The sequence below is a fragment of the Pseudarthrobacter sp. MOO14 genome, from assembly GCF_058267675.1.
In genome coordinates this window covers 2,244,711-2,266,106 of sequence record NZ_CM177849.1, presented here as the reverse complement: position 1 = coordinate 2,266,106, position 21,396 = coordinate 2,244,711, and the positions used below count along the sequence as shown (strand labels likewise).

Annotated in this window: 19 protein-coding genes; 11 read left to right on the top strand and 8 right to left on the bottom strand. The window is 66.9% G+C overall.

The genetic code is table 11. The features are described from left to right. Positions 1 to 121 precede the first annotated feature (121 nt). From pdhA to AC4EEV_RS10565, 4 genes are read left to right on the top strand one after another with little or no spacing between them, the layout of a single operon-like run. Positions 122 to 1,354 carry a pyruvate dehydrogenase (acetyl-transferring) E1 component subunit alpha gene (gene pdhA / locus AC4EEV_RS10580; protein WP_133832359.1) on the top strand — a complete coding sequence of 411 codons (1,233 nt, stop codon included), beginning with the start codon at positions 122 to 124 and terminating at the stop codon, positions 1,352 to 1,354. Then, the gene (locus AC4EEV_RS10575) at positions 1,354 to 2,334 is read left to right on the top strand and encodes an alpha-ketoacid dehydrogenase subunit beta (protein WP_018763691.1); all 981 of its coding nucleotides are present in this window, start codon (positions 1,354 to 1,356) and stop codon (positions 2,332 to 2,334) included. The genes pdhA and AC4EEV_RS10575 overlap by 1 nt, the downstream gene beginning before the upstream one ends. A 7-nt stretch (positions 2,335 to 2,341) precedes the next feature. Beyond that, positions 2,342 to 3,802, top strand: coding sequence for a dihydrolipoamide acetyltransferase family protein (locus AC4EEV_RS10570; protein ID WP_491328915.1), 1,461 nt, complete (start codon positions 2,342 to 2,344; stop codon positions 3,800 to 3,802). 3 nt (positions 3,803 to 3,805) lie between these two features. Then, positions 3,806 to 4,423 carry a phosphatase PAP2 family protein gene (locus AC4EEV_RS10565; RefSeq protein WP_491328914.1) on the top strand — a complete coding sequence of 206 codons (618 nt, stop codon included), beginning with the start codon at positions 3,806 to 3,808 and terminating at the stop codon, positions 4,421 to 4,423. 39 nt (positions 4,424 to 4,462) lie between these two features. On the opposite strand, the gene AC4EEV_RS10560 is transcribed toward AC4EEV_RS10565, so the two are convergent. The 4 genes from AC4EEV_RS10560 to AC4EEV_RS10545 form a co-directional block, all read right to left on the bottom strand. Further along, complete coding sequence (locus AC4EEV_RS10560) at positions 4,463 to 4,798, bottom strand: hypothetical protein (protein ID WP_491328913.1); 336 nt, start codon at positions 4,796 to 4,798, stop codon at positions 4,463 to 4,465. 156 nt (positions 4,799 to 4,954) lie between these two features. Continuing rightward, positions 4,955 to 5,383, bottom strand: coding sequence for a universal stress protein (locus tag AC4EEV_RS10555; protein WP_018763687.1), 429 nt, complete (start codon positions 5,381 to 5,383; stop codon positions 4,955 to 4,957). A 44-nt stretch (positions 5,384 to 5,427) separates the two neighbouring features. Then, positions 5,428 to 6,720, bottom strand: coding sequence for an aminotransferase-like domain-containing protein (locus AC4EEV_RS10550; RefSeq protein WP_491328912.1), 1,293 nt, complete (start codon positions 6,718 to 6,720; stop codon positions 5,428 to 5,430). A gap of 143 nt (positions 6,721 to 6,863) precedes the next feature. Continuing rightward, the gene (locus AC4EEV_RS10545) at positions 6,864 to 7,421 is read right to left on the bottom strand and encodes an NAD(P)H-dependent oxidoreductase (RefSeq protein ID WP_018763685.1); all 558 of its coding nucleotides are present in this window, start codon (positions 7,419 to 7,421) and stop codon (positions 6,864 to 6,866) included. 121 nt (positions 7,422 to 7,542) lie between these two features. On the opposite strand from AC4EEV_RS10545, the gene AC4EEV_RS10540 reads away from it, so the two are divergent. The 6 genes from AC4EEV_RS10540 to AC4EEV_RS10515 all read left to right on the top strand — a co-directional run bounded on the left by AC4EEV_RS10540 (position 7,543) and on the right by AC4EEV_RS10515 (position 15,641). Next, positions 7,543 to 8,154, top strand: a complete 612-nt coding sequence (locus AC4EEV_RS10540) for a TetR/AcrR family transcriptional regulator (protein WP_491328911.1) — start codon at positions 7,543 to 7,545, stop codon at positions 8,152 to 8,154. A gap of 356 nt (positions 8,155 to 8,510) precedes the next feature. After that, positions 8,511 to 9,494, top strand: a complete 984-nt coding sequence (locus AC4EEV_RS10535; RefSeq protein ID WP_491328910.1) for an ABC transporter permease — start codon at positions 8,511 to 8,513, stop codon at positions 9,492 to 9,494. 2 nt (positions 9,495 to 9,496) lie between these two features. Continuing rightward, positions 9,497 to 10,486 carry an ABC transporter permease gene (locus AC4EEV_RS10530; protein ID WP_018763682.1) on the top strand — a complete coding sequence of 330 codons (990 nt, stop codon included), beginning with the start codon at positions 9,497 to 9,499 and terminating at the stop codon, positions 10,484 to 10,486. Then, positions 10,483 to 12,720, top strand: a complete 2,238-nt coding sequence (locus tag AC4EEV_RS10525) for a dipeptide ABC transporter ATP-binding protein (protein ID WP_491328909.1) — start codon at positions 10,483 to 10,485, stop codon at positions 12,718 to 12,720. The genes AC4EEV_RS10530 and AC4EEV_RS10525 overlap by 4 nt, the downstream gene beginning before the upstream one ends. 51 nt (positions 12,721 to 12,771) lie before the next feature. Further along, positions 12,772 to 14,487 carry an ABC transporter family substrate-binding protein gene (locus tag AC4EEV_RS10520; RefSeq protein WP_018763680.1) on the top strand — a complete coding sequence of 572 codons (1,716 nt, stop codon included), beginning with the start codon at positions 12,772 to 12,774 and terminating at the stop codon, positions 14,485 to 14,487. Positions 14,488 to 14,579: 92 nt separating this feature from the next. After that, entirely contained in the window at positions 14,580 to 15,641 is a 1,062-nt protein-coding gene (locus tag AC4EEV_RS10515; protein WP_491328908.1) for a Gfo/Idh/MocA family protein, read from the top strand. A gap of 70 nt (positions 15,642 to 15,711) precedes the next feature. On the opposite strand, the gene ald is transcribed toward AC4EEV_RS10515, so the two are convergent. After that, a complete protein-coding gene (gene ald, locus AC4EEV_RS10510) occupies positions 15,712 to 16,830 on the bottom strand; it encodes an alanine dehydrogenase (protein WP_133832433.1) in 1,119 nt (372 codons plus the stop codon). Positions 16,831 to 17,063: 233 nt separating this feature from the next. Between ald and AC4EEV_RS10505 the strand changes: the two genes are divergently transcribed. After that, on the top strand, positions 17,064 to 18,284 hold the full coding sequence (locus tag AC4EEV_RS10505; RefSeq protein ID WP_018763677.1) for a PucR family transcriptional regulator: 1,221 nt from the start codon (positions 17,064 to 17,066) through the stop codon (positions 18,282 to 18,284). A 16-nt stretch (positions 18,285 to 18,300) separates the two neighbouring features. Here AC4EEV_RS10505 and AC4EEV_RS10500 read toward each other — a convergent pair whose 3' ends face one another. From AC4EEV_RS10500 to ptsP, 3 genes are read right to left on the bottom strand one after another with little or no spacing between them, the layout of a single operon-like run. Further along, positions 18,301 to 19,116 (bottom strand): alpha/beta fold hydrolase, encoded by an 816-nt coding sequence (locus AC4EEV_RS10500; RefSeq protein WP_231369933.1) that lies wholly within the window; start codon positions 19,114 to 19,116, stop codon positions 18,301 to 18,303. Then, complete coding sequence (locus tag AC4EEV_RS10495; RefSeq protein ID WP_018763675.1) at positions 19,116 to 19,538, bottom strand: helix-turn-helix domain-containing protein; 423 nt, start codon at positions 19,536 to 19,538, stop codon at positions 19,116 to 19,118. The genes AC4EEV_RS10500 and AC4EEV_RS10495 overlap by 1 nt, the downstream gene beginning before the upstream one ends. A gap of 53 nt (positions 19,539 to 19,591) precedes the next feature. After that, positions 19,592 to 21,277 (bottom strand): phosphoenolpyruvate--protein phosphotransferase, encoded by a 1,686-nt coding sequence (ptsP, locus tag AC4EEV_RS10490; RefSeq protein WP_491328907.1) that lies wholly within the window; start codon positions 21,275 to 21,277, stop codon positions 19,592 to 19,594. Positions 21,278 to 21,396 lie beyond the last annotated feature (119 nt).

The following is a 21,396-nucleotide window of genomic DNA, read 5'->3' as shown; positions in this document are numbered from 1 at the left end:
CCGAAGATAAAGTTAGGATCAGTAAGCCAATGTATATGCCGCAAGCGGAATGTATTCCATGTGCGGCATATATCCCAGCGACATTTGCATTGCATCCGGATGCGGCAAGCAAGGAGACGGTATGGGCACTCATCTGCCTTCCACCGAGTTCGACGGAACAGCGGTAGACGACCAGCGGGAAGCTGATGCTGAGGCTGTCTTGGGCGAGCCCGCGGCCCCCATGGTCCAGCTGCTCGGCCCCGATGGGAAGCTCGGCGCCGATCCGGTGTTCAGCAGGTATGCGGACAAGCTCACCCCCGAAGCGCTGCGCGGCCTGTACGCCGACATGGCCGCGATCCGCCGGTTCGACGTTGAAGCCACAGCCCTGCAGCGCCAGGGCCAGCTGGCATTGTGGGTGCCGCTCACGGGCCAGGAAGCTGCGCAGATCGGCTCGGGCCGTGCCAGTCAGCCGCAGGACTACATCTTCCCCACGTACCGTGAGCACGGCGTCGCCCTGACCCGCAACGTGGACCTTGCCGAACTCCTGCGCCAGTTCCGCGGAGTCTCCAACGGCGGCTGGAACCCCAAGGACACCAACTTCCACCTGTACACGCTGGTCCTGGCCGCACAGACCCTCCATGCCGTTGGCTATGCGATGGGAATCCAGCGCGACCAGAAGCTCGCCGCAGCAACCGATGGCGCAGGCAAGGAGCCGGACGCCGCCGTGATCGCCTACTTCGGCGACGGCGCCAGCTCCGAAGGCGACGTCCACGAATCAATGGTGTTCGCCTCCTCCTACAACGCCCCGGTGGTGTTCTTCTGCCAGAACAACCACTGGGCCATTTCCGTGCCCACCAACGTCCAGACCCGGGTCCCGCTTTCCAACCGCGCCAAAGGGTATGGCTTCCCGGGCATCCGGGTGGACGGCAACGACGTGATCGCCGTGCACGCGGTCACCGAGTGGGCGCTGGAGCACGCCCGCCAGGGCAAGGGGCCGGTCCTGATCGAGGCCTTCACATACCGGGTGGGAGCGCATACCACCGCCGACGATCCCACCAAGTACCGCCAGTCTGCCGAAGAGGACGCGTGGCGGGCGAAGGATCCGCTGGCGCGGCTGGAGAAGTACCTGCGCGCCGAGGGCCTGGCGGCTGACGACTTCTTCGCCAAGGTCAAGGCCGACGGCGACGAGCTCGCCTCCTACGTCCGGCGCACCGCCCACGACCTTCAGGACCCGGACATCCGGCAGGCTTTCGCCAACGTCTATGCCGAGGCCCACCCGCTGGTGGCCGAGGAACTGGCGTGGTTCGAGGAATACAGCGCAGGATTTGCCGGCGAGGACGAGTCCGCCGGGCAGGCAGCAAAGGCAGGCCACTGATGACCACAATGACCATCGCGAAGGCCATCAACGAAGGCCTCCGCGCCACGCTGGCGGCCAACCCCAAATCGCTCCTGATGGGCGAGGACATCGGCCCCCTCGGCGGTGTCTACCGGGTAACGGACGGGCTGATCGGCGAATTCGGCCCCGACCGGGTCGTGGACACGCCGCTGGCCGAGTCCGGGATCATCGGCACCGCGATAGGCCTGGCCCTGCGCGGGTACAGCCCGGTGTGCGAGATCCAGTTCGACGGCTTCGTCTTCCCCGGCTTCAACCAGATCACCACCCAGCTGGCCAAGATCCATTCGCGCAGCAGCGGCAACCTGAGCGTGCCCGTCGTCATCCGGATCCCCTACGGCGGCGGCATCGGCTCCATCGAACACCACTCCGAGTCTCCCGAGGCGCTGTTCGCGCACACGGCCGGCCTGCGCATCATCACCCCGTCCAACCCGCATGACGCCTACTGGATGATCCAGCAGGCCGTGGAGTGCAAGGATCCGGTGATCATCTTCGAACCCAAGCGGCGCTACTGGCTCAAGGGCGACGTTGACGTCCAGGCCCCCGGCCCATCCGCGGACCCCTTCAAGGCCCACGTCCTCCGCGAGGGAACGGACGCCACCGTGGTCGCATACGGCCCCCTGGTGCCCGTTGCCCTGGCGGCCGCGAATGCCGCGGAGGAGGACGGCAGGAGCCTTGAGGTCATCGACCTCCGGTCCATCTCCCCGATCGACTTCGACACCGTCACCGCGTCCGTCCTGAAGACCGGCCGGCTGATCGTCGCGCACGAGGCTCCCACGTTCGGCGGAGTGGGCGGCGAGATCGCCGCCAGGATCAGCGAGCGGGCGTTCCACTCCCTGGAGGCGCCGGTAATCCGCGTCGGCGGTTTCCACATGCCGTACCCCGTTGCCAAGGTGGAGGAAGACTACCTTCCGGACATCGACCGCATCCTGGAGGCGCTGGACCGCGCCCTCTCCTACTGAGGACACCATGACCCTTAACAAGTTCAACCTGCCGGACGTCGGCGAGGGCCTTACCGAGGCTGAAATCGTTTCCTGGAAGGTCAAGCCGGGCGACGCCGTCGCCATCAACGACGTGATCTGCGAGATCGAAACCGCAAAGTCGATCGTGGAACTGCCGTCCCCCTTTGCCGGGACCGTCAGCGAGCTGCTGGTGGGGGAGGGCGTGACCGTTGACGTCGGCACGGCCATCATCAGCGTCAGCGACGAAGTCTCCGGCGACCCCACTCCTGCCGATGTCCGCGCGCCGGAGCCCCCGGCGCAGCCGCTGTACGGCAAGCTCCCGGTGGACGCGGCAGAAGAGTCGACGGCGGCCGGCAGCGGGAGCTCCCCGGCCAATGCTCCCTTGGTGGGCTCCGGACCCAAGGCCGACGCCGTCAAGCGGCGCCCCCGCAAGAACGCACCCGCCGCCTCGGTGACGGTAAACGCTCCCGAAGTTGAGCCGGTGCAGCCGCGGACGCCAGCCGAGGTGACCGGCAGCGAAACTGCCGCCGTGGACAACCGCCCCACCCTGGGCGGCACCATCACGGGCCTGGTCAACCGGGTCCTGGCCAAGCCGCCGGTCCGCAAGATCGCCCGCGACCTCGGCATCGACCTCGCGGATGTGGTGGCCACCGGTTCCCGCGGCGAGGTCACGCGCGAGGACCTGGTCAGCTACCAGGCGCAGCGCGATGCGGAACTGGACAAGGCTGACGGCTTCTGGGGCAAGGCCGGCAAGCCACAGGACCAGCGCATCGAGCGTATCCCGGTCAAGGGTGTCCGCAAGGCCACGGCCAAGGCGATGGTGGAGTCCGCTTTCGCGGCCCCGCACGTCAGCATCTTCGTGGACGTCGACGCCAGCCGCACCATGGAATTCGTCAAGCGGCTCAAGGCCTCCCGCGATTTTGAGGGCATCAGGGTATCCCCGCTCCTCATCCTGGCCAAGGCCGTTATCTGGGCCGCCGCCCGCAACCCCAGCGTGAACGCATCGTGGGTGGACAACGGCGACGGCAGCGCCGAGATCCAGGTCAAGCACTTCATGAACCTGGGCATTGCCGCCGCCACCCCGCGCGGTTTGATGGTGCCGAACATCAAGAACGCCCAGGACCTGTCGCTGAAGGAACTGGCCCTGGCGCTGAACAACCTGGCCACCACCGCCCGGGCAGGGAAAACCCAGCCCGCGGAAATGCAGGGCGGCACGCTCACGGTCACCAACATCGGGGCACTGGGCATCGACACGGGAACGCCCATCATCAACCCGGGTGAGGTGGCCATCGTCGCGTTCGGCACCATCAAGCAGAAGCCGTGGGTCCTTGATGGCGAGGTGATTCCGCGCTGGATCACCACGCTGGGCGGATCCTTTGACCACCGCGTGGTGGACGGTGATTTGTCCGCCCGCTTCATGGCCGACGTCGCGGCCATCCTGGAAGAGCCCGCGCTCCTCCTGGACTAGGCCGTGCCCGTCAACACCGTGCCGCTGCGGGCGAAGAACCGCGCGGCCACATGGATCACGGAGGTGCTCCAGCCGCCGGTGGTGGTCAGCATCCAGCTGTTGATCAGCCCATTGGCCGAGCCGGGATTTCCGGGAACCATCGGCTACGGTGCACTCGCGGCGTTGTTTGTCTGCGTGCTGCCGCTGGCGGTGCTGCTGGTCCTGGTCCGGCTGGGCAAGGTCACGGACCACCATGTAAGCGACCGCAAGCAGCGCGCGCCCGTGCTCCTGATGGCATTGGCGTGCATCGCCGTCGGACTGCTGGTCCTGGCAGCGGCAGGTGCGCCGCACAGCGTGGTTGCCATGGTCCTGGCGGTGGTGGGCGGCGTGGCGGTGTTGGCCGCGGTCAGCCTGTTCTGGAAAATGAGCGGCCATGCCGCTGCCATATCTTGCGCCGCCGTCGTATCGGTGCTGATGCTCGGCGCCGCCTGGGCGCCGTTGCTGGTGCTGGTTCCGGCGGTCTGCTGGTCGCGCGTTGTGCTTCGGGCGCATACGCTGTCCCAGGTGGTGGCCGGTGCACTCTTTGGCGGGGTGGTGATGGCCGGGATCTGGTGGCTGCTGCGGGGCTGGCTGGTGGGCTGAATGCCCGTCCCGGGGTACGGGGAAGTACGGCGCGCGGGCCTAGTAGGCGGCGTAGGCCGTGAAGGCTTCAAGGACGGCCGGGTCGGCGCTGGTGCCGAGGAAGACGGTTGCGGCCGTCATCAGGCCTCCCAACAGGGCTGCTGCACCTGCCCAGGCGCTGAGGAGTTTCCAGTCTTCGCGCAGGACGCTGCGCACGGTCTGCGGCAGCTGCAGTCCGGGGACGATCAGGTTGGGAGCGCTGTCCAAGCTGCCGTCGTCGAGCAGTGCCACCACCCTGCCGTTGCTGCGGTCCACCCGCATTGAGGAGATGTGGTTCCCGTGGCGGGCCAGGAGGATGTCGTGGCCGACGAGCTGACGGCGCTGCAGAGTAATCAAGGGAGGCCTTTGCTGGAGGTGAATGGACGTGTCCACGCCTTTGGGGGCCTCTCCAATTTTATCGTTGCAGACCGTGCCGGGCCGCCGTTTCGGCGGTGAGAACGGACACCCCCCGCAGCGATGTCCGCCACCACGGGGAGTGTCCGCCGTTACGCTTCAGTCGGCGTCGTAGGTGTTGGCGATGTAGACATCGCAGGGCGCGTTGTGCGCCACGCTGTTGGCCACGCTGCCCAGTACCCGGCCGATTCCGTGCATCCGCCGGTTCCCCACCACAATCATGCGTGCGTCCACGCGCAGGGCTTCCTTGATGAGGGCGTCCGCCGGCCGTCCGCGCGCGGCCGAGTACGTCACCGTGACATCCCGGCCCAGGGATTCCGCCACCGTGCGGGCAACCTGTTCGGCGGCATCGGCGTCGGACACGATCCAGCGGTCGCTGCCGCTGCCGAACACCTCAGTCTTGTCGCTGTCGAACGCGGACACCACGTGCAGCGAGCTGCCCAGCGCCGCGGCCAGGTCCTTTGCCGACTCGGCCGCTTTCTTTGCCGTTGCGCTGCCGTCGACCCCTACAACGATGATTCCACCCATATGCATGCTCCCTTGCTCGGTTTTCGGCACTCGTGAGCCTTACGCTACAGCGCCGCAATCGCTTCCTGAAGCACCGGCGCCAATCGGCGGACGCCTTCCGCGATGGCGTCCGGGGGGACAGCGCTGAAGGCGAGCCGCAGTTTGTTGGACGGCTCGTCCGACGGCGTGAAGGCGGCTCCGGGGATGAACACCACGCCGGCGTCGATCGCCTTGTGCAGCAGCGGGTAGGTGTCCACGCCCTGGGGCAGCGTCACCCAGACGAAGAACCCGCCCTGCGGGCTGGTCCAGGTGGTTCCGGCCGGCATGTATTCCTCGAGGGCGGCCAGCATGGCCCGGCACCGTTCGGCGTAGAGGACACGGTAGGTTTCGATCTGGCCCTTCCAGTCGTACTCGCGCAGGTACGCGGAGACCAGCATCTGGTTCAGGGCCGGCGGGCAGAGGGTGACGGACTCGGCGGCCAGGTAGTAGCGCCGCTGCAGGTGTTCAGGGACCAGTGCCCAGCCGATCCGCAGGCCCGGGGCGAAGATCTTGGAGAACGAGCCCAGATAGATGACGTCGTCGGGATTGGCGGCGCGCAGGGGTGCCAGCGGTTCGCCCTCGAAGCGGAGGAGTCCGTAGGGGTTGTCCTCGAGCACAAGGATATTCGCTCTGCGGCATATATCCACCACCTGCTGCCGGCGCTCCTTGGCCAGCGTGATGCCGGAGGGGTTGTTGAAGTTGGGAATTGTGTACAGGAACTTGATGCTTTTGCCGGCGAGCTGGAGGGCCGCGATCCGGGCTTCCAGCAGCTCCGGGACCAAGCCGTACTGGTCCATCTCCACCGTTTCCACCTGGACCTGGTAGGCCTCGAACGTATTGAGCGCCCCGACGTAGGTGGGGTCCTCCACCAGGACGACGTCGCCGGGATTGCAGAAGAGCTTGGTGGCCACGTCCTGTGCCGACTGCGAGCCTGCGGTAATCACCACGTTCCGGGGGTTCGCGTCCAGGATGCCCTCCGCGGCCATGACCTCGCAGATCTGTTCCCGGAGCTCCTCCGTGCCCTGGCCCGCCCCGTATTGAAGCGCGGTCAACCCGTCGTTGGCGATGATCGCGGCCGCCGTTTCCGCCAGACGTTCCAGCGGGAGCGACTGCAGGTAGGGGCTGCCGCCGGCCAGCGAGATCAGGCCGGGGCGCAGCGAAATGTCGAAGACATCCCGGACGGCTGACTGGCGGATGTTGGCAGCCCGTTCGGAGAAGAGCTCCTCGTGGCGGTGTGCCGAGGTGGCGGCACGCTCGATCGCATCGATGGCCTCCGCGGGCAGCGTGCCGGCGGACGCGTCAAGTGTTTCGTGGGTCACAGAGCCAGAATACAACCAGCTGTTGCTTGAAAGGCAACAGCTGTTGATTCCTTATTTACGCGCGCGGGATGTGGAACCCCGGGAGACGCCGGTGCCCGGCACGCGTGATGCGTACCGGGCACTGAAAAGGATGCCGGGCCGTCTTATGCCGCCGGGGTGGAGGCGGCGAGGGAGTCGAAGATGCCCTTGATCTGTTCCACGATCTCTGCGTCGTCCTTGGGGTGGACTTCGGCGAAGCGGACCATGGAGCCCGGCACGGCAAGCTTGACGTCCTCCAGGACGCGGGCGCCGGCGATGCCGGCGGCCTTGCGTGCTTCGTCCTGGGCCCACACGCCGCCGTACTGGCCAAAAGCGGTCCCGACGACGGCGGTCGGCTTGCCTGCCAGCGCGCCGGCGCCGAAGGGGCGGGACAGCCAGTCGATGGCGTTCTTCAGCGTTGCGGGAACGGTGCCGTTGTATTCCGGCGTGACCAGCAGGACACTGTCGGCCTCCTCGGCTGCGGCGCGCAGGGCGGCGGCCGCGGCCGGCACCTCGCCTTCGACGTCGATGTCCTCGTTGTAGAAGGGGATGTTGCCCAGGCTCTCGTGGATCACAACGTCCACCTGCTCCGGTGCGTTGAGTTGGATCGCTTCCGCCAGCTTCTGGTTGGTTGACTCGGCGCGAAGACTGCCGACGAGGGTCAGTACGGTGCTCTTGCTCATGGGAACTCCTGGCTAGGGGCGCGGCGGGGGCCGCGATCGGTCAGAGGGCAGGCTCAGGGGAGCCTTCACCAGACTAAACGGACCGCGGTCCGTTTATATTCCCCATGGCTACACTGTCTTTGTGAGTTCCATCCCAGTGCGGCCGGGTATGACGCCGGTGACGGCCGCGGAACGCAGCGATGCTGCCCGCAACCGGGAGCGCCTCCTGCTCGCTGCCCGCGACCTGATCGAACAGGGGGGCGCCGCGGCGCTCACCATGGACCGCCTGGCGGAACACGCCGGAGTGGGCAAGGGGACGGTCTTCCGGCGTTTTGGGAGCCGCGCGGGACTCATGCTGACGCTGTTGAACGACTCCGAGGCCGCGTTCCAGGCCCGATTCCTGTTTGGGCCGCCGCCCCTGGGGCCGGGCGCCGCGCCCATGGACCGGCTGATTGCTTTCGGTACCGAAAGGATCGCCTATGTGGTCGAGTACGGGGACTTGGTCCTGGCTGCTGGAAACGCCTCCCGGGGCAGGTTCGAAGTTCCGGCGGTGGCCCTCTGGAACCAGCATGTGGAAATGCTGCTGCGCGCCGGTGGCGTCGAGTCCCGGGAGCCGGGGCTGCTGGCCGGTTCCCTGACGGCGACCCTCGACCCTGAGCGGCTCCTGCACCTCATCCGGGAGCACGGCGTCACGAGCGAGCGCCTGGCCGCATCGTGGTCCGAACTTGTCACACGGGTGGCGGGGTCGGCGTAGATTACGCGGAGGAAAGCCCTTTCGTCCAGTCAAGCCAACTTCACAGAACTATTCATAACGATCTGATACGGCCCGCGGTATTTCGGGGGATTACTGCGCTTTCCGGCTGATTGCTTGTGATAGTTTCCTCTGGAATGTGACCCGCAACATAGTCCACCAGGACGTGCCCTAGAGGCGGCGGGAGGCCAGCTATCCGCTGGCCGCAGGTCCCGGGGAGGCCGGCACAACCCGTGCTCGCCCGGGGAAGACGGAAGGATCCAGCAGTGATGGTTGATGTGGGTGGCATGGCATACCAGCGGACACCGGAGTGTTTTTCGATTCACCGCACGGCGGCGCCGCGGAAGAAATAGCGCCCCATGCTCAAATACCTCGCCAAGCGCGGCATTACCTACGTGGTGATGATCTTCCTCACCACGTCCGCCGGCTACTTCCTGGCTGTCAGTTCACTCAAGCCGGCACTCCTCGAGCAGGAACGCATCCCCCGGCCCACCCCCGAACAGGTCGCCAACTCCATGCGGCTCAAGGGCCTGGACCCGGACCTCAGCCCGTGGGAGCGCTACGTTGACTGGATCACCGGCATCATCACCCGGTGGGACTGGGGCCGGAGCCCCAACGGCGCGTACATCAACGCCGAGTTCGGGGACCGCGTCTGGATCTCCACCCGCCTTTTCCTGGCCTCGATCATCCTGACCCTGGTCATTGGCGTCGCCCTGGGCGTGTACTCGGCGGCGCGGCAGTACAAGTTCCAGGACCGGGTCATCACGTCCTACAGCTACCTCGCCTACATCGTGCCCGCACCCATCGCCTACTTCCTGGTGCAGCTGGGTGCCATCAACATCAACGAATCCGTCGGTGACCGGATCTTCTTCGTCACGGGCATCTCAACCCCGGGTGTTGCACCCGGCTGGCCCCAGTTCGCCGACCTGATGGCGCACTACGTGGTGCCCACGGTGGCCATCACCCTCGTGGGCTGGGGCGCCTACCAGATCGCCCAGCGGCAGTACCTGCTGGACAACGTCAACGCCGATTTTGTCCGCACCGCCCGGGCCAAGGGCCTGAGCCGGAACCAGGCGATCGCGCGGCACGCGCTGCGGGTTTCCTTCATTCCGGTGGCCCAGAGCATCGCCTTCACCATCCCGGCCATCTTCGCCGGCGGTTTCTTCGCCGAGAAGATCTTCGCGTGGCCCGGCGTGGGGTCCTGGAGCATTGACGCCATCTTACTGCAGGACGTCAATGCCGCCACCGCCACGCTCGCTTACGGATCAGTGATCTTCGCCTTGGGCGCCATCCTGGCGGACTTCGCCACCACGCTTGTCGACCCGAGAGTGCGGGTGCAGTAGCCATGACCAACCTGAACGCCGTTGACCCGGCAGCCGTGGCGCAGGACGCGCACCTGGAAAGCGCGGACGTCGTCATTGGCAAGTCCACCATCATCATCCGCCGGTTCCTGCGCAATAAGACTGCCGTGACGGGCTTGGCCATCTTCGTAGCCCTGACCGTCTTCTCGTTCATCGGGGGCTTCTTCACCCAGTGGGACAAGGAAACCATCGACCCCTTCAACATCGGGATGCCGCCCTCCGGCGAGCACTACCTTGGCACCTCGCAGGCGGGGATCGATCTCTACGCCATGACAGTCGAAGGAACCAGGATCTCCATCCTGATCGGCCTGGTGGTGGGCCTGGTGTCGGTGCTGATCGCCGCCGTCTACGGCTGCAGCATGGCCTACTTCGGGGGCAAGGTGGACAAAGTCATGCTGTTCATCCTGGAAGCACTGATCATGATGCCGGCGCTCCTGGTGGTGGCCGTTGCCACCAGCGGGGGCGGGGCGGGACTGAAACGCGACCTGCCGTCCTGGCTGCTGCTGATCATCGTCCTGCTCGTGTTCAGCTGGATGGGAACCGCCAGGCTGATCCGGTCCATGTCCATGTCCCTCATGCAGCGCGACTTCGTCAAGGCGGCCCAGTACATGGGCGTCCCGCCGCGCCGGATCGTTTGGCGGCACCTGGTGCCCAACATCGGCTCGCTGCTGATCCTGGACATCACCCGCGGCGTCACCGCAGCCATCCTGGCCGAGGTCGCCTTCTCCTTCATCGGCATCGGCATCAAAGTCCCCGACGTGAGCCTGGGCGTGCTGATCGGCCAGGCCACCTCCCAGGTCTCAACCTTCCCGTGGATGTTCTGGGTTCCGTTGACCGTGATGTTCCTGCTGACCGGCTCCCTGGCCATGATGAACGACGGCCTGCGCGACGCCTTTGACCCCAGCTCCACTTCCAGCGGCAAAGCCAAAAAAGCCAAAGCCCGGACTATCCGTGCGGAGAAGAAGACGCCATGAGCAGCGAAACCACCACCGGAGCCACGGACCCGTCGCAGTCGACCGTGGAGCGACTGCACGTGGCAGGGCTGCACGCCCCCGGGGACGCCGTCCTGTCAGTCCGGGACCTGAACGTGCGGTTCAATACCGAAAACGGTGTTGTGCATGCCGTCCGCGGTATCGATTTCGACCTGCTGCCCGGCCGCACCCTGGGAATCGTGGGGGAATCGGGCTCCGGCAAATCGGTCACGTCCCTGGCCATCATGGGCTTGCTCGCGCCGACGGCCGAGGTCACCGGATCTGTCCGGCTCAAGGGCCGGGAGTTGCTCGGGCTGAGCGACAAGGCCATGTGCGAATACCGCGGCAACGAGCTCGCGATGGTCTTCCAGGACCCATTGTCATCCCTCACCCCGGTGATCACCGTGGGCACCCAGATCATCGAAGCACTCACCATCCACAACCCCACGATGAGCAAGAAGGCCAAGGAAGCCCGCGCCGTCGAACTCCTGGCCATGGTGGGAATCCCCAGCCCCAAGGACCGGCTGAAGGCCTTTCCGCACGAATTCTCCGGCGGCATGCGCCAGCGCGTCATGATCGCGATCGCGATCGCCAACAACCCACGCGTCCTGATCGCGGACGAGCCGACGACGGCACTGGACGTCACCATCCAGGCCCAGGTCCTCGAGGTGCTGCACAAGGCGCAGGAGGAGACCGGCGCCGCCGTCGTCATGATCACCCACGACCTGGGCGTGGTGGCCGGAATGGCCGACGACATCGTGGTCATGTACGCGGGCAAGCCGGTGGAAACCGGGGCCGTGGACCACATCTACTACAACCCGCGGATGCCCTACACCATGGGCCTGCTCGGCGCCGTCCCGCGCGTGGACGTGGCCGAGAAATCCTCGCTCGTGCCCATCGAGGGGATGCCGCCGAACCTCCTGCAGGCCCCCACCGGCTGCTCGTTCGCGTCCCGCTGCCCGCTGGCGTCGGACGCCTGCCTTGACGGCGAACCCGCCCTGGCACCCGTGGCCGACGACGGACTGCACCGCGCCGCCTGCATCAAGTCCGACTCCCTGGGCGGGACGGTGGACGTGCACGATGTCTTCGCCGCCCCGCCGGTACCGGTCTCCCGTTTTGACGCCATCCCGCGTGCTGAACGGGCCACGGTCCTGCAACTCACGGACGTCCGCAAGCACTTCCCGCTGACCAGGGGCGCCCTGATCAAGCGCAGGATTGGCACCGTCAAGGCGGTGGACGGCCTGAGCTTCGACATCCGCGAGGGCGAATGCTTCTCCATCGTGGGCGAGTCCGGCTCGGGAAAGACCACCACCCTCCTGGAAATCATGGAATTCCACCCGGACCAGGATGGCGAGGTGGTGATCGGCGGCCTGAGCAACAAGCAGGCGGCCGATGCCAAGACCAAGGGCAGGATGCGCCGCGAACTGCAGATGGTCTTCCAGGACCCCACAGGTGCCCTGGACCCGCGCTTCACGGTCTACGAGGTCCTGGCCGAACCACTGCAGAACGCGGGCATGGACCGGGCGGCCATCAAGAAGCGGATCATGGAGCTGATGAAGCTCGTGGGCCTGCAGCCGGACCACGTCAACCGGTTCCCCAACCAGTTCTCCGGTGGCCAGCGGCAGCGGATCGGGATCGCCCGGGCCCTGGCCGTGAATCCCAAGCTGGTGGTCCTGGATGAACCCGTCTCCGCATTGGACGTATCGGTCCAGGCCGGCGTCATCAACCTCCTGGACCAGCTCCGCGCCGAACTGGGCCTGAGCTACCTGCTGGTGGCCCACGACCTGTCGGTAGTGCGCCACATTTCCAACCGCGTGGCCGTGATGTACCTCGGGAAGATCGTAGAGATCGGGGCTGTGGACCGGGTGTTCGACAACCCCCGCCACCCCTACACCCGTGCCCTCCTGTCCGCCATCCCGGTACCCGATCCGCACCTGGAACGGACCCGCGAACGCATCATCCTCCAAGGCGACCTGCCCTCCCCGCTGCAAGCCCCCAAAGGCTGCAACTTCGCCACCCGCTGCCCGGTCTTCGCCGCGCTGCCGCCCGCGAAGCAGGAAAAATGCCTCACCCTCGAACCGCTCCTGGAAGCCGCGGCACCCTCGGCGGCCGTGCAGGTCCTGCAACAGGCTCCCGTGCCCGTGCCGGACCAGCAGTTCGCCTGCTTCTATCCGGACGGGGAAATTGATGAGGACATGCTGGTGGTCCATGAACCGGCGGACCACCTTGCACCCTAGGATTTTTTCGACCCACCCGCACCACCACTCGCACCAATCGAAGGGAAAACCATGAGGAAACTGAACAGGATCGGCGGGGCAGCAGCCATTGCTGCCGCCCTGACGCTGACGGCCTGCGGAGGTGGCGGTGCCAGCGGCCCCGAAACAGCCAAGGGGCAGGAGGCAGGCAGCGACCTGTCCAAGCTGATCAGCATCAACGAGAAGCCGGCAGCCGACCTCCAGCAGGGCGGCAAGGTCACCCTGCCGCTGGGCAATATCGGCCCGGACTTCAACGGCTTCTCCAACAACGGAAACAGCGCTGACAACTCTGCCCTGCAGATTCCCATGAACCCGGTCGCCATGAACAGCGGCGGCATTGGTGGCTGCTGGAAGGTGGACTTCAAGGGCAAGGTCACCGCGAACCCCGATTTCTGCGAGTCGGTGAAGAGCGAGGTGAAGGACGGCAAGCAGACCATCACCATCGAGGTCAACCCCAAGGCCACGTACAACGACGGCACCCCGATTGACGTCAAGGCCTTCAAGAACACCTGGAATATCCTCAAGAGCGCGGACGCCGGCTACGACATTGTCAGCTCCGGAGCCTACGAATTCGTGGATTCCGTTGAGGCCGGCAGCAGCGACAAGGAAGTCATCGTCAAGACGTCCCGCCCGGTTTTCCCGGTCGATTCGCTGTTCTTCGGCCTGATCCACCCCGCCGTGAACACCCCGGAGATCTTCAATGAAGGCTTCAACGGCAACATGCACCCGGAGTGGATGGCGGGGCCGTTCAAGCTGGACCAGTACGACACCGCGGCCAAGACCGTGACCCTGGTTCCGAACGACAAGTGGTGGGGCCAGAAGCCGGTCCTGGCCAACGTGACCTTCCGCCAGCTGGAGACCAGCGCACAGATCGCGGCGTTCAAGAACGGTGAGATCGATGCCATGTCCGCCAACACCATCTCGCTGTACAAGCAGCTGGACGGCACCAAGGATTCAGACATCCGCCGCGGCCAGCGCCTCTTTGCCGGTGGCCTGAACCTCAACGCCCAGCGCATCACCGACGTCAACGTCCGCAAGGCCATCTTCGCCGCCGTGGACCGCGAAGCACTCCGCAAGGTCCGCTTCAACGGCCTGAACTGGGAAGAGCCCAGCTCCGGTTCCATGATGCTGCTGCCGTTCTCCGAGTACTACCAGGACAACTACCCGGTCAAGGAAACCGGCCCCGACGCCGCCAAGAAGGTCCTCACCGACGCCGGCTACACCGCCAACGCCAGTGGCGTCATGGAGAAGGACGGCAAGCCCGCCTCCTTCAAGATCAGCAACTTCGGTGACGATCCCACCACACTGGCCGTGGCCCAGACCCTGCAGAAGCAGCTCCAGGCCGGCGGCATGGATGTGGGCATCGACCAGCGCGCCTCCGCCGACTTCGGCAAGGTCCTGGGCAGCCGCGAGTTCGACCTGAGCATCTCCGGCTACACCGTGGGCCCGGATGCCACCGACGCCGTCAAGCAGTACTACGACTCCAAGGTCAACGAGAACAAGCTGGGCGACGCCGACCTGGACAAGAAGATCGCCGACCTCGCCTCCATCGAGGACAACGCAGCGCGCAACAAGGCTGCCATGGACGTGGAGAAGGAGCACATGGCGAAGTACTACTCCATGGGCGTGGTCTTCAACGGCCCGCAGATCTCCTTCGTCCGCACCGGCCTGGCCAACTACGGCCCGTCGCTCTTCCAGAGCACCTCGCAGGTCCCGGACTGGACCACCATCGGCTGGGAAAAGAAGTAACCTACCGCGGTCCAACCAAAAAGCCGGCACCCCTGGTTCACCAGGGGTGCCGGCCCGTTTAACGCTGCGCGCTCCGCGGTAGCGTAGCTTCCATGACTGGAGCTGAAGGCGACCCCCGCACCATCCGCACCGCCGTCGTCGGCTACGGGCTGGCAGGGAGCGTGTTCCACGGCCCGTTGCTGGCAGCCAACGGCAACTATTCGCTGGACCTCATTGCCACGTCCGACGCCGGGCGGCAGGCGGCTGCCGCATCCCGGTTGCCGGGGGCGGACGTGGTGCGCGACGGCGCCGCTGTCCTTGCGCGGGCAGCTGACCTTGACCTGGTGGTATTGGCGACGCCGCCGGACACGCACTATCCGCTGGCCAAGGCGGCCCTGGAGGCTGGACTGGACGTGGTGGTGGACAAACCGTTCACGGTGACCCGCGCGCAGGGGCAGGACCTGGTTGAGGTGGCCCGGCAGCGGGGCAGGGTATTGACGGTGTTCCACAACCGGCGGTGGGACGGTGATTTCCTGACCCTGCGGAAACTGCTGGCTGCCCGGTCCCTGGGTGAGGTGACACGCTTCGAGTCCCGGTTCGAGCGCTGGCAGCCCACTATCGCCAAGCCGTGGAAAGCACGGGCCACGGCCGCGGACGGGGGAGGGGCACTGTTCGACCTTGGCAGCCACCTGGTGGACCAGGCGCTGCAGTTGTTCGGTCCCGCCACGGTGGCCCACGCCGAGCTGTCGGCGCGCCGGTCCGATGAGCGCGCGGACGATGACGTCTTCCTGGTCCTGCGGCACGAATCGGGCGTCACCAGCCACTTGGCCATGAACATGCTGTGCGCGCAGCAGGAGCCGCGCTTCCGGGTGCTTGGTTCGGTGGGCGGGTACACGAAAAACGGCGTGGACCCCCAGGAGCCCTACCTTGCCGCCGGCGGCAGCCCCCTGGACGCCGCGTACGGGCAGGAAGCGCCCGAGTGGGCGGGGCTGCTGGGCCGTGACGGCCACCTGGACCGACTCCCCACGGAACGGGGGAACTACCCGGAGTTCTACCGGATCCTGGCGGACAAGATCCTCGACGGCGGCGCAGCCTCGTCCCTGCCCCTCCCGGTAAATCCGGAGGATGCCGTGGAGGTCCTAAGAATCATTGAAAAGGCACGCGAACTGGCTTAGAACCGTCGATTGCTCCGTAGATGCCGTTTGAGGGTTCAAAAGGACAAGTACGGAGCAATCGATGAAGGGCTTAGGCGGAGACCAGGTCGTGCCAGTCGGCTACGAGCGGCAGGTTGTGCGCCTCGGACACCGAGTGGTGTGCCACGTGGCCGGCGGCGATGTTGAGGCCGGCGGCCAGTGCGGGGTCGCGGTCGAACGCGGCCTTGACGCCCAGGTTGGCCAGGGACACGGCGTAGCGCAGGGTGACGTTGGTCAGTGCGTACGTGGAGGTGTTGGGCACGGCGCCGGGCATGTTGGCCACGCAGTAGAAGATGGTGTTGTGCACCTTGTAGGTGGGTTCCTGGTGCGTGGTGGGGTGCGTGTCCTCGAAGCAGCCGCCCTGGTCCACGGCGATGTCCACCAGGACAGAACCGGGCTTCATCCGGGCCACGAGGTCGTTGGTGACCAGCTTGGGAGCCTTGGCGCCGGGGATCAGCACCGAACCAATCACGAGGTCGGCGTCCACCACTGACTTTTCGATCTCGTACTTGTTGGAGGCGACCGTCTTCAGCCGGCCCTGGTACTGGGCGTCGAGTTCGCGGAGCCGGTTGATGTTGATGTCCAGGATGGTCACGTCGGCGCCCAGGCCCAGGGCCATGGCGGCGGCGTTGGTTCCGGCCACGCCGGCGCCCAGGACAACCACCTTGGCGGGGCGGACGCCCGGGACGCCGCCCAGCAGCACGCCCTTGCCGCCGGCGGGTGCCATCAGCGAGGTGGCGCCCACCTGGACGGACAGGCGTCCGGCCACCTCGGACATCGGGGCCAGCAGCGGCAGCGTGCGGCCTTCCTGCACGGTCTCGTAGGCGATCGCGGTGACGCCGGAGTTGATGAGTTCCTGCGTCAGTTCCGGCTCTGCCGCGAGGTGCAGGTAGGTGAAGAGGATCAGGCCCTTGCGGAAGCGGTGGTACTCGGCCTTCACCGGTTCCTTGACCTTCATGACCATGTCGGCGCGGGACCAGACGTCGTCCGCCTCGTTGACGATCTCGGCGCCCGCGATCGCGTATTCCTCGTCGGTGATGCCCGAGCCCAGGCCGGCCCCGCGCTCCACCAGGACGGTGTGGCCGTGGGTGCGGAACTCGTGGACGCCGGCAGCGGTGATCGCTACGCGGAATTCGTTGTTCTTGATCTCTTTGGGGACGCCGATGATCATCGTCTGCTCCAAGGTGTGGTCCCGGCGGGCCGGGAAAGTGGAAGGATTTTCGTGTTTCAACGATAAATCCGCCTGTGAGCCAGGCGACATGGGCGGGTGTGAAGCCCGCCGGGGCAGGCGCGTGATTCCGGGGTTTTTGCCGCGCCAGGCTCGACAACTGTCGACTCCTGAAGCGTCAGGTGTCGCCTCGTGTTGGTTCGTGGGTCCGGCTGCGCAGGCAGTAGTGTGAGCCCATGCAGCAGCAGGGTGTGGAGCAACTCGTCGAACAGGTGGCACAGAAGCTTGGCCGCGGCCTATCCCTGGAGGACCTGGACGGCCTGCTGCTTGCCTACAGCTCCAACCAGTCCCACGCAGACCGAGTCCGGGTGAATTTCCTGCTGAGCAAGAAGGTCCCGGCGGATGTCAGCGCCTGGCAGCTCTCCCACGGGATCGCCACCGCCGTCCGGCCGGTGGTCATTCCGGGCAATCCGGACCTGGGCATGCTTGGCCGGGTCTGCGTCCCGCTGATGGTCCGGGGCTTCCGCGTCGGCTATCTGTGGGTGCAGCAGGACTCGGCAGAGGAAAGCCCGACGGCGATCCTCACCCAGTTGCCCGGCGTCAACCATGAGCTCGAGCTGCTTTCGGGGCTCCTGCTCGACTCGAACACGGCGGAATCAGAATTCCGGCGGGGCCGGGAGCGCGAGTTCCTGGCAGCCTGCGCCGGTGAACCCAACGCGGTGGCGGCGGTGGCGGGCTGGAAGGAAGTCCAGGGCCGCGGCCCCTGGCAGATGGTCACCATCCTCGACGCGGACGGCTGGGCCAGCGGGCCGGATCCCATCGCATCGGCCCTGATCCACCGTTCTACGGCGCTGCAGGCAACGGTGGGTGTGGATGCGGCCCTCTTCAGTGCCGGCACCGAAACCCATTCGGTGGTGCTGTTCCGCGAATCGACGGGCAGGGCCAACCACGCCCAGGTGCTGGTGCACTACCAGCTGGAGCTGGCCAAGCGCTCCGGCCGGCCGGTCCACCGGATCATCCTGGGCATCAGCGAGGGGTTCGCCAGGACGCGCCAGCTCGCAGAGGCCTACCGGCAGTCCCGGCTGGCAGCCCAGGCGGCCGCCGTCGACCCGCAGCTGGGCGAACTCGTGGACTGCCGCGCCACCGGCGTCTACCAGCTGCTCGCGTCGGCCGGCGGGGGAGTGGGTGCGTGGGCGGACTCCGGGTCCGTGTACTTCCGGATGCTTGAGGACCACGACCGCAACGGCGAGCTCATCCCCGTCCTGGAGCTGCTGTATGACAATGACGGCTCCGTCCAGGACGTGGCAACCCGGCTCCACTTGCACCGCAGCAGCATCTACAACCGGCTGGGGCGGATCCGTCAACTGCTGGGGGTGGACCCGCTGAAGGGCTTGCCGCGGCTGGAACTGCATGCCGCGCTCAAGATGCGGCGCTGGGCGGCAAGGCCCAGGATCTGACGCCAGGGAATCCCGGTTAGCGGGAGGGCGCCCCGACGAAGGACCGGATGGCCTCCGCAACCTGCCGCGGGCGCACATGCTGGACCACGTGGCCTGCCTGCGGTATTTCCACGAAACTTCCCTGCGGCACGGCCTGGGCGAGCCGGATGCACCACTCCGGCCCGGCCACCTGGTCATGGCTGCCGCGCAGGACCAGGACGGGCACATTGATGCCGGCCAGCCGCCGCTCCGTGGGGTAACCCATCATCACCGGCACTTCAGTGAGATACCAGCGCGGCCCGCAGCGGAAGTAGTCGGTGACCACAATCCAGTTGGACGAGGCACTTTCCCGGAGCAGCGCGTCCAGGAAGAGGGCCACTCCCTGCCGCAGGACGCTCCGGTGCCGGGAATCCACTACGGGTCCCATCAGGACCAGCCGGCGTGCCCGTTCGGGTGCGTAGAGCGCGGCCTCGATGGTGAACTGCACGCCCATCGAGTGTCCGACGAGGATGTAGGAGTCGATGCCGCTTGCCTTCAGTGCCTGGGCGATGAACGCGCCGTAGTCCGCCGCGGAGAGCTGCCTGCCGGGCCGGGGGGTGCCGGCGAAACCCGGCAGGTCAAAGGAGTAGGTGGGGGCGCCGGCCAGTTCGCCGTGCAAACGGCGAAGGTAGCGGTGGGAGACGCCGATGCCGTGAATGAGGACATAGGCCGGTCCGGCCGGGTTGCCTGCAGCGTCCTGTCCGGGTGCGGGCGTACCGTCAGCCCAGAACAACCTCCCCGTCAAACCATTGGCGGCCACCTCCGTAGAGCGCAGCCCGGCGTCTTTCCGGCGCAGGCCACGGGGAAACCGCACTACTCCGCCTCGCCGGCGCGGCCGGCGGCGGCCTTGTCCTGCTTGCGCTTCCGGTCCTCAAGCTTCTGGTGCTCCAGCCATGCAAGGATGTCGGCCTGCCGGATCCTGCGGTGCGAGCCGCGGTACTCCACCGGGATCTCGCCGCGGTCGGTCATGTTGCGCAGGTACGTGTGCGAGATCCCCGCCAGTTCCGCGGCCTGGGAGGTGGTCAGCATTTCCTCCACGCTGCTCACAGTCACCGTTTCGCCGCGGCCCAGCCGTGCCAGGAGATCCACGACGGCGTCCCGTGCCTGCGCGGGCAGCCGGTGGACGGTGCCGTCAACGAAGACGGTGATGTCGTTGCTGTCCTCCAGGGCGCGCGCAAGGCTGCCGGCCTCGCCTGCGGGCAGGCCGGCCGTAACGCGGGGGGCTATCAATGCCATGGACGTAGCCTATCCCGCGTCCGGCTGCCGGCAGGCGAGGCCGTTCCTCCGGATCAGAGCCCCAGTTCCTCCAGGACCGGCAGTTTCTCCCGGACCCATGCGCGGGCTTCCGTGGCGCTCGGCGCGGAGAGGGCAAGTCTTGCCAGTTCCTGGGCCTCGGAGAGCGTCACCGTCTTCAGCACGGCGGCCACCGCGGCGAGCGAGCGGGCCGTCATGGACAGGGTGGTCACGCCAAGCCCGGTGAGGACGACGGCGAGGGCGGGGTCCGCGGCAGCCTCACCGCAGACACCCACGGGCTTGTTGTGGCCTTCGGCCCTGGACCCTTCAACCGTGAGCCCGACGAGGCGCAGGACCGCGGGCTGCCACGGGGTGTTCAGGTTGGCCAGGGGGCCGAGCTGGCGGTCGGCGGCCATGGCGTACTGGGTGAGGTCGTTGGTGCCCAGGCTGGCGAAGCCCACTTCGCGGAGGATCGCTTCGGCGGTGAGGGCGGCGGAGGGGACCTCCACCATGACGCCAGGGGTCTTGATGCCGGCGTCCGCGCACATGGAGGCGAAGCGCGCGGCTTCCTCGGCGGTGGAGATCATGGGGGCCATGACCCAGACGTCGGCTCCTGACTGCTTCTGGGCCAGGGCAATGGCTTCCAGCTGCCGGTCCAGGACGCCGGGGGTGGTGAAGTCGGTGCGGTAGCCGCGGACGCCAAGGGCCGGGTTGGGCTCCGTGGAATCCGTCAGGAACGGCAGCGGCTTATCCGCGCCGGCATCCAGCGTCCGGAGGACCACCTTCTTGCCGGGGAAGGCATCAAAAACGCTCTTGTAGGCAGCAGCCTGCTCTTCGACGCTGGGTTCGGTGTCGCGCTCCAAAAAGCAGAACTCGGTGCGGAACAGGCCCACGCCCTGGGCGCCCAGCTTGGCGGCCGCTTCGGCGTCCTTGCCGCCGCCCACGTTGGCGAGCAGCGGCACCTCGTGGCCGTCCGCCGTCGCGCCCGTGCCGGTGAATTCAGCCAGCAGCGACGCCGTGGCGGCCCATGCTTCCGCTGTTGCCCGGAGGGATTCGTCGGGGTCGGAAGTGATGAGGCCGGCCGCGCCGTCCACGTACACCTCGGTGCCGTCCGGCAGTTCGTCCACTCCCACGGCGGCAACCACGGCGGGCAGGCCAAGGGACCGGGCGATGATGGCGGTGTGGGACTGGGGGCCGCCGCCGGCGGTGACCAGCGCCAGGACCTTGTTCGGGTCAAGCGTTGCGGTGTCCGCGGGGGCCAGGTCCTCGGCCACCAGGACGAACGGGGTGTTGGACGCGGGAATGCCGGGCGCGGGCACGCCGCGGAGCTCGGCCACGATGCGGGCGCGCACGTCCAGGACGTCGGTGGCACGTTCGGCCATGTAGCCGCCCAGGTTGTGCAGCATTTCGGAGACGGAGGAGCCGGACTCCCAGATGGCGCGTTCGGCAGAGGTGCCGCGGGCCACCAGCTTGGCCGCACCCTTGATCAGCATGGTGTCCTTGGCCATCAGGGCGGTGGCCTCCAGGACGGCCTTGCCGTCGCCGGTGGCATGGGCGGCGCGGTCCTTCAGTTCGTCGTGCACGGCCTGCGCGGCGGCCTTCAGTGCTGCGGTGGCTTCTTCTGCAGTGGTGTCCGGGGCCAGCTGTTCACCGGCGGGAGGCTCACTGATCGGTTTGGGCATCTGCCGGATGGTGCCGATGACGCGGCCTGGACTGACGCCTACTCCTGGGAAGTTCTGCACTGAAGGTCCTCATTCTCTGCCGGTAGACAGGCCCGCCAAGTTCCCCCGGCGCCGTGCCGGGTCCGCCGGAGGACTGCTACGTCCAGGGCGGGAAACGTGCCTGAAAAAATTGTATGTGA